Here is a 7,624-nt window from a genome sequence, read left to right on the forward strand (position 1 = left end):
ATTTTCTGGCTTATTTTATTTACAATATATTATATAGATAATATAAAAATTTAAGAAAATCTGCGATTCTAGATTGAAGAAGGTGAATTTATGATTTTAAAAAATATTTTAATAGTTGATCCAGTTGATGGCGAATATACAGGTGAAATTTCTATAAAAAACAACATTATTGAAAAAGTTATTAAAAAAAATGTTGAATATAAATATATTTTAATGCCAGGTTATGTTGATACACATACACACGGATACAAAGGCATAGATATTATGAATATAGAAAAAAACGATTTAAAAAAATGGTCAGAATTAAATTTTTGTCATGGGGTTACAAGATTCTATCCTACTACAGTTTCTGCTTCTATAAATAAATTAAAAAAAATAATAAACAATTTTCAACCTACATTATCTGCTAAAGGCCTTCACTTAGAAGGGCCATATATAAGTAAAATAAAAAAAGGTGCTCAAAATGAAAAATATATATTTAAGCCGTGTATTGATGATTTAAAAAAAATAATAAATGAAAAAATAAAAATTATTACTATGGCACCAGAAATAGAAAATTTTTTTAATGTAATTTCTTACTTAAAAAAACATAAGGTTATAATATCATTGGGACATTCAAACGGAGATTATTTTATTTTCAAAAAAGCAATTGAAAATAAAATAAATAGGATTACACATTTCCCAAATGCCATAAAAGAACTACATCATAGAGAAATAGGCGGAGTTGGTGCAGGTTTGCTTGAAGATTTTAAAATTGAATTAATTGCCGATAAAATTCATTCTTCTTTAGAATTTATAAAATTAATATATAAAACTAAAAATATCAAAGATATTATATTAATTACTGATTCTATCCCTGCTACAAATTTAAATGACGGAGAATATGAACTAGGAGGTTTAAAAATTTTTGTAAATAATAAAAAAGCTACGTTAAAAAACGGAATAATCGCTGGAAGCACTTTAACCTTTGATATTGGTGTAAAGAATTTTCATAATATATCAAATTGTTCTTTAAAAGAATTGGCCTTAGTTTCTTCATATAATGCATTAAAGGATCTAGGTGTAAAAAATGAAGGAAGAATAAAAGAAGGTTATATTGCAAATCTTATTTTATTAAATAAAAGCCTTAAAATAAAAAGTACCTTTTTTGAAGGAATACGCGTTTTTTATAATGAACATTTGTAAAAAATTGCCCTTAATCGGGCAATTTTTTCCTTAATATATCCATTTCTTCTAAATCAAGATCAACTTTTACTATTACATTAGGATTTGCTATTTCAACTTTACCTTCTTCTTGGCCTTTTCTCATTTTTATCATTTCTGGCATAATAACTTTTATAGGATCACCTTTTGGTTTAATTATTTCAACCTCTTCACCAACTGCTATTTTACTTCGTATTTCTAAAATGCTTTTATTATCTCTAGTTTTCTTTATCACTTTAGCAACAATTTCATGTGTCTTGTTATAAGATGATGAGTCATAATTTTGTCCTTCTGGACCAGGATTTCCAAAATAAAATCCTTTTGTATATTTTCTATTACTTACTGAATTTAAATAGTCCATCCATCTAGGATTATATTCAAAATTTCCTTGATAATATTTATCTATTGCTTCTCTATAAACTTTTGTAACTATAGCGCCATAATATATACCCTTCATTCTACCTTCTATCTTTAAACTATCCACTCCTGTATCTAAAATTTGATCTAAAAATTCTATGGTACATAAATCACGAGAATTCATTATAAATGTTCCTCTTTCATCTTCATAAATAGGATAATATTCACCAGGTCTGTTTTCTTCTACTAAATGATATTTCCATCTACATGGTTGGGCGCAGGCTCCTCTATTAGCATCTCTTCCGGTTAAATAATTACTGAGCAAACATCTTCCAGATATAGACATACACATTGCACCATGAACAAAAACTTCTAACTCTACATCTGGAACCTTTTCACGAATTTGTTTAATTTCTTTTAATGATAATTCTCTAGCTAAAATTACCCTTTTAGCTCCCATTTCTTTCCATACTTTGACACTCATCCAATTAGTGTTACTTGCCTGTGTACTCACATTTATTTCTAAATTTGTATTATCTCTTACAACTTTAAATACTCCTAAATCTGCTACAATTACTGCATCGACACCTGCTGATTCTAAAAATTTAGCATAATCTGCAACTTTTTCTATTTCATTATTATGTGCAATAATATTTAAAGTAACATAAATTTTTTTGCCCAATGAATGAGCATATTTTACTGCTTCTATAATTTCTTCATTGGAAAAATTCCCTGCTAATGCTCTCAAATTGAAAAATTTTCCGCCAAGGTAAGCTGCATCAGCTCCATAGCGGAAAACCATTTTTAATTTCTCCATATTACCAGCAGGGGAAAGCAATTCAACCTTTTTCATTGTCTTTCCTCCTAAAATTCTAGTTAATTTCAATAAGTTCTATTTCAAAAGTTAAGTCCTTTCCAGCTAATGGGTGATTAGTATCCATTTTTACTGTTTCATCTGTAACTTCTAAAATTTTTGCTAAAAACACATTCCCAGATTGATCACCTAATTGAACTGTTTGCCCTAGAGCTTCATCTATATTTGGTGGAAAACTTTGTCTTGGTAATTCAAATACCTTTTCTTCAGTATATTCACCATAAGCTTCATTTGCAGGAATAGTAAAAGTCTTTTTTTCTCCAACTTCCATATCCATTACAGCTTTATCAAATCCTGGAATAACTTGCCCTGAACCTGCTGTAAATTCTAAAGGTTCCCTTCCTTCTGAAGAATCAAATATACTACCATCATTTAATGTTCCTTTATAATGTAATTTCACAATACTTCCTTTTTGTACTTTCATATTAGTCCGCCTTTCTCTTTTTTTCTTTTGCTTTTGATATAATAGGCTTTCTGCCTCTCTTTTTCTTTTTAAATGCTTGTAAAATAATCTCTGCTTCTTCAAATGGCACAGTCATGAATGAGAATTTATCAAGTATTCTAACATCTTTTAAATAAATATTTTGTAGATTTGTATATTCTTTTATCATATTTTTTAATTTTTCTATTGTTAAATCATCTTCTCTTCCTAAAGCAACAAATAGTCTTGTTTTACCTTTTTTATCAACAGAAGAAACTTCTTTAATTTCCCTATAATTTCTTTCATCAAGCTCATCTTGAAATGCATACTTTAATACAGCTGCCATTACTTCTTGTGGATCGTGATCCTCAAGCATTTCCTGGGCTAATTCCATATAATTTTCATATACTTCGTGCTCTAAAATACTGTTTATTTCACTTTTTATTCTTAATTTTTTTGTTTCTATTACATCCCTAACCTTTGGGATTGGCTTTTTCTTTATATTGCTTTTTGAAATTCTTTTAATAAATAATAACTTTCTATACTCTTCTGGAGTTACAAAAGTAATAGCTGTTCCTTCTTTACCTGCTCTTCCTGTCCTTCCTATTCTATGCACATAAGATTCCGGATTTTGAGGTAATGAATAATTAATAACATGAGTTAAATCATTTATATCTATACCTCTCGCTGCTACATCCGTTGCTACAAGAATATTTGCTCTTTTAGTTTTAAATTTTCTTAGTATTCTTTCTCTTTGATATTGGGACAAATCACCATGTAAAGCCTCTGCATTATATCCTCTATCAATTAATCTATTAGAAACTGTATCCACATCGACTTTAGTTCTACAAAATACTAATCCATAAAATTCTGGTTCTATGTCAACAATCCTACACAAAGCCTCAAATTTATCTTGTTCAGATACCTCAAAATATATTTGTTCTGTTAATTCAGTGGTTAATTGCTCAGGTTTTACAGATATAATCTTATAATTTTTCATGTGTTTTTTGGCTAATGAAATAATTCTCGAAGGCATTGTTGCAGAAAATAACAATATTTGTCTTCCTATTGGTGCATTTGATAAAATTTCTTCAACATCATCTATAAACCCCATATCTAACATTTCATCCGCTTCATCAAGAATAAAATATTTTACATTACTTAAATTTAATGTTTTCCTTCTTATATGATCTAATACTCTACCAGGAGTACCAACAACAATGTCAATCCCTTTTCTCAATCTACTAATTTGATTTTCAATTGATTGACCGCCATAAATAGGAAATACATTTAATTTATTATTTCCTTTTAATGAGTTAATTTCTTCTGCAACTTGTACAGCTAATTCTCTCGTTGGGGTTAAAATTATTGCTTTTACTTTTTTTGAAGGCTTTAACTTTTCTATTAAAGGTAATCCAAACGCAGCTGTTTTACCTGTTCCTGTTTGGGCTTGACCAATAATATCAACATCCTGATCTAATAACAATGGTATTACCTTTTCTTGTATTGGTGTTGGTTCTTCAAACCCTTTCTTTTTCAGTGCTTTTAATGTACTTTCTGATAAACCTAATTCTCTAAACTTTTCTAATTTTACCATTTTCTACCTCTTTCCATAATATTTTTTTCAGGTATTCTAATGCCAGAATATACCCATCGAGTCCTAACCCTGTAATTTGTCCATCACACACAGGGGCTATTACACTATTTTTTCTAAATTCTTCTCTTTTATATATATTAGAAATATGCAATTCTATTTTAGGAGTTTTTATTATTTCCAACGCATCTCTAATTGCATAACTATAATGTGTATAAGCTCCTGCATTAATTATTAACCCTTTGAAATCATACTTTTGAAGCCTATTTATTATTTCACCTTCAATATTTGATTGAAAAATTTCCACTAAAATGCCATTCTTCATAGACCAATCTTTGGCTTTTTCAATTAAATCTTCATAAACAAAGCTTCCATAAAATTCTTTTGGGCGTTTCCCTAACATATTAAGGTTAGGACCATTAACTATTAATATCATATCATAATTCCTCCATTATTTATTTTATAAATATCTTTCTTAACTCAAACTTTCCAATATTGTTACTACAACAAGAAAATAATTCTTTACAATTAAATTTGAAATTTCTTCAATAAAAATTATATATGTAAATCTATTATATTCATTTTTTCAATTTCCACATGTCCTATTTTTTTTATTATTGGTAAATAAATTTCATTCATTTCATTTATTTTTTTATCTTGTAAAATTTTTTCTTTTAGTTTTTTCAAATTAATTTCTTTATTATATATGTTCTTTGGCAATATTTTTTCTAAAAATTCTAAAATAAGCTTTTTATCTTTCTTATTTATATCTTTATAGAAAAGTTCTATTTCTTTTTTTATTCCCCATCCAACTGCTAAACCGTGCGATATTCCTGTATAACTTTCAAATGCATGTCCCAACGTATGTCCTAAGTTCAAAAAATGCCTTATATTATTGTCAAAAGGATCTTTTGAAACAATATTCAATTTTCTTTTTACAGCATATTTTATAATTTTTATTATCACATCAATATTTCTTTTTTTTATCCTTTCCATATTTTCTAAAAATAATGAAATATTCCCATCGATAATCCCAATTTTAAAAGCTTCTATTATTCCTTCTAAATAATTTTCTTCTTTTTGAGATATAACAGTTAAAGGATCTATAATTACATTATTCGGGATTTTAAAAGTACCTATAACATTTTTTATATTTTCAAAATTAATAGCATTTTTCCCACCTATCGCTGCGTCAACTTGAGCTAATAATGTTGTAGGGTAAAATTGAAAGTTAATACCTCTTTTAAATGTAGCTCCTATAAATCCAATTAAATCTGTAACTGTTCCACCACCAACTGCATATATTATATCTCTTCTTCCCAAATTATTTTTTATTAAATACAAATATATACTTTTCACATTGTTAAAATCTTTTATTTTTTCGCCATCTTCTAAAATATATGGATTAATAAAATTATTATTATATATTTTATTTACACTTTTACTTACAAAAATATTTTTTTTGCCTTTTAAATCATTTATCCCTTTTATTTTTATATATACATTTTGAAAGTCATTATCTATTTTTTCTACTTTATAATCGAAAATATAATATAATATCTTAGCCGCCGATTCATATGGATCTAAATCAAATAATTCTATCTTTTCAAACTCAAAATATAATTTCTTTCTTTTTCTCCATATTTCATATATTTTGTCTTTCCCTTCATTTAAAAGTGGCCTATTTTCTATTTCAACTCTTTTTATTAATTCTTCAACAGGAACATACAAAAAAAATGTTTTATGTTTTTTTAATAATTTTCTATTTTTACTATTTAAGATTACTCCTCCGCCTGTTGATATTATTGCATCCATATTTTCTGTTTTCTCAAGAATCTCACTTTCTATTTTCCTAAAATAAGATTCCCCATTATATCTAAATATTTCTTTTATAGTCTTACCTACATATTTTTCTATTTCAGAATCCAAATCTATAAATTTTTTATTTAATACATCACTTAAAATTTTACCTATTGTTGTCTTTCCAGAACCCATCATTCCAATCAAATATATCGGCACTGTTGTACCTCCTTATGATTTCACTCATATTATCATTTCCAAATCTATCAATTATGCTTTCCATTAGTATTAGGGATAAAGCATTTTCAAAAATAATAACGCTTGATGGAATTATAGTAACATCAGATCTTATATAAGGAGACTTTGTTTCTTTATTATTCCTTAAATCAACTGAATTTAAAGAATTCCCCAATGTCGGAATAGGCTTTAAATAAACAGAAACTTCTATATTTTCACCGTTTGTAAAACCTGACTCTATTCCTCCAGCATTATTTGTTTTTCTTCTAATTTTATCCTCTTCTAAATAAAATTCATCATGATATTCTCTTCCTGATAACGAAAAATCTTCATTACCAATAATAATTCCTTTTACAGAAGGTATTGATAAAAATAGCTGTCCAATTTTTGAATCAATTCTATCAAAAATTGTAGAATACCCACCAATTCCAGGTTTTATATTTTTTGCAATTACTTTTATGCTTCCGCCTAAAGTATCACCTTTTTTTCTCATTTCATCTATATATTCTTTTACTTTTAATGTTATCTCACCATTATTTATTTTTATTTTCCCTATACTTTTTATATATCCAAAAATTTCTATATTTAATTCCTTTAAGAATTGCTTTGCTATTGAGCCTAAAGCCGTTAAAACAACAGTCCATCTAGCGCTATTTCTTTCAGTATAAACATTTAAATCTGGTAATTTATACTTCATATACGAACTATAGTCACCATGACCTGGTCTTGGAATACTTCGAACTTCTTTTTCTGTGTTATCTCCTTTATTCTCTATCATTAAAGTTAAAGGTGATCCTGTAGTATAATTTTTCCAAGTCCCCGATATTATAGTTACTTTATCTTTTTCAATTTCCATTCTTTTTCCACGACCATATCCTTTTCTTCTTTTTAACAGATCTTCATTTATTTTTTCAATATTTATTTTTAAACCCGCAGGAATCCCTATTAATGTTCCTATCATAGCTACACCATGCGAATCTCCAGAAATACAATAATTCATACATACCTCCTAAACTTTCTCTATAACATAATTATCAATATTTCTCTTTTCAGAATTGATATTTATTCCTATTATATATATTTCATTTGAATTATTCATATATTTTTCATAATACTTCATTTCTTTTATTTGTTTTAG

At 27.0% G+C, this 7,624-nt stretch carries 7 protein-coding genes; 1 reads left to right on the forward strand and 6 read right to left on the reverse strand.

Going from position 1 to position 7,624, the window contains the following annotated elements; translation table 11 throughout:
- Positions 1–90: 90 nt before the first annotated feature.
- A complete protein-coding gene (gene nagA, locus ACYQ44_RS07850) occupies positions 91–1,185 on the forward strand; it encodes an N-acetylglucosamine-6-phosphate deacetylase (RefSeq protein ID WP_459996439.1) in 1,095 nt (364 codons plus the stop codon).
- 10 nt (positions 1,186–1,195) lie between these two features.
- Here the strand turns inward: nagA and ACYQ44_RS07855 are convergent, their stop codons facing one another.
- The 6 genes from ACYQ44_RS07855 to ACYQ44_RS07880 form a co-directional block, all read right to left on the reverse strand.
- Complete coding sequence (locus ACYQ44_RS07855) at positions 1,196–2,413, reverse strand: peptidase U32 family protein (protein WP_459996440.1); 1,218 nt, start codon at positions 2,411–2,413, stop codon at positions 1,196–1,198.
- A 19-nt stretch (positions 2,414–2,432) separates the two neighbouring features.
- On the reverse strand, positions 2,433–2,858 hold the full coding sequence (locus tag ACYQ44_RS07860) for an FKBP-type peptidyl-prolyl cis-trans isomerase (protein WP_459996441.1): 426 nt from the start codon (positions 2,856–2,858) through the stop codon (positions 2,433–2,435).
- A 1-nt stretch (position 2,859) separates the two neighbouring features.
- A complete protein-coding gene (locus ACYQ44_RS07865; RefSeq protein WP_459996442.1) occupies positions 2,860–4,452 on the reverse strand; it encodes a DEAD/DEAH box helicase in 1,593 nt (530 codons plus the stop codon).
- Complete coding sequence (gene aroQ / locus ACYQ44_RS07870; protein ID WP_459996443.1) at positions 4,430–4,885, reverse strand: type II 3-dehydroquinate dehydratase; 456 nt, start codon at positions 4,883–4,885, stop codon at positions 4,430–4,432. Before aroQ ends, ACYQ44_RS07865 begins: the two co-directional genes overlap by 23 nt.
- Before the next feature lie 119 nt (positions 4,886–5,004).
- On the reverse strand, positions 5,005–6,468 hold the full coding sequence (locus ACYQ44_RS07875; RefSeq protein WP_459996444.1) for a shikimate kinase: 1,464 nt from the start codon (positions 6,466–6,468) through the stop codon (positions 5,005–5,007).
- The gene (locus tag ACYQ44_RS07880) at positions 6,416–7,486 is read right to left on the reverse strand and encodes a chorismate synthase (protein ID WP_459996445.1); all 1,071 of its coding nucleotides are present in this window, start codon (positions 7,484–7,486) and stop codon (positions 6,416–6,418) included. The genes ACYQ44_RS07875 and ACYQ44_RS07880 overlap by 53 nt, the downstream gene beginning before the upstream one ends.
- Positions 7,487–7,624 lie beyond the last annotated feature (138 nt).

The sequence above is a fragment of the Marinitoga arctica genome, from assembly GCF_054657315.1.

Bases quoted from the DNA above. Each gene is read 5' to 3' on its own strand.
- ACYQ44_RS07860 (WP_459996441.1), bottom strand. From the start codon at position 2,858: ATGAAAGTACAAAAAGGAAGTATTGTGAAATTACATTATAAAGGAACA.
- ACYQ44_RS07855 (WP_459996440.1), bottom strand. From the start codon at position 2,413: ATGAAAAAGGTTGAATTGCTTTCCCCTGCTGGTAATATGGAGAAATTA.
- nagA (WP_459996439.1), top strand. From the start codon at position 91: ATGATTTTAAAAAATATTTTAATAGTTGATCCAGTTGATGGCGAATAT.
- ACYQ44_RS07865 (WP_459996442.1), bottom strand. From the start codon at position 4,452: ATGGTAAAATTAGAAAAGTTTAGAGAATTAGGTTTATCAGAAAGTACA.
- aroQ (WP_459996443.1), bottom strand. From the start codon at position 4,885: ATGATATTAATAGTTAATGGTCCTAACCTTAATATGTTAGGGAAACGC.
- ACYQ44_RS07880 (WP_459996445.1), bottom strand. From the start codon at position 7,486: ATGAATTATTGTATTTCTGGAGATTCGCATGGTGTAGCTATGATAGGA.